This is a genomic window from Acinetobacter sp. ANC_7504 (assembly GCF_056779995.1).
The window spans coordinates 1-237 of sequence record NZ_JBWYIZ010000046.1; the positions used below are offsets into that span (position 1 = coordinate 1).

Consider the following 237-nt stretch of genomic DNA (forward strand, 5'->3'; position numbering starts at 1 on the left):
TCGCAATCTACAACCCTGGCACAACAGCAACCATGATTGATGGTGCATTCTTCCAAGACGAAGTTGAAGAACGCAAAATCATGGCTGTCCCAATGGTGTTCCAAGACAACGAACATATCGGTCAAGGTCGTATGACATTGGAAGAGATTGTTGCGAAGCTCGATACTAATTCTGCTGCGAAAGATGCTGAAAAGCTCAATGCCAAAGATGCATTTGACGTGCTTGTGATCGGTGGTG

At 45.6% G+C, this 237-nt stretch carries 1 pseudogene; it reads left to right on the plus strand.

Annotated elements, in window-relative coordinates:
* Positions 1-237: pseudogene (locus tag AC1M9F_RS14555) on the plus strand (alkyl hydroperoxide reductase subunit F); the annotation flags it as partial.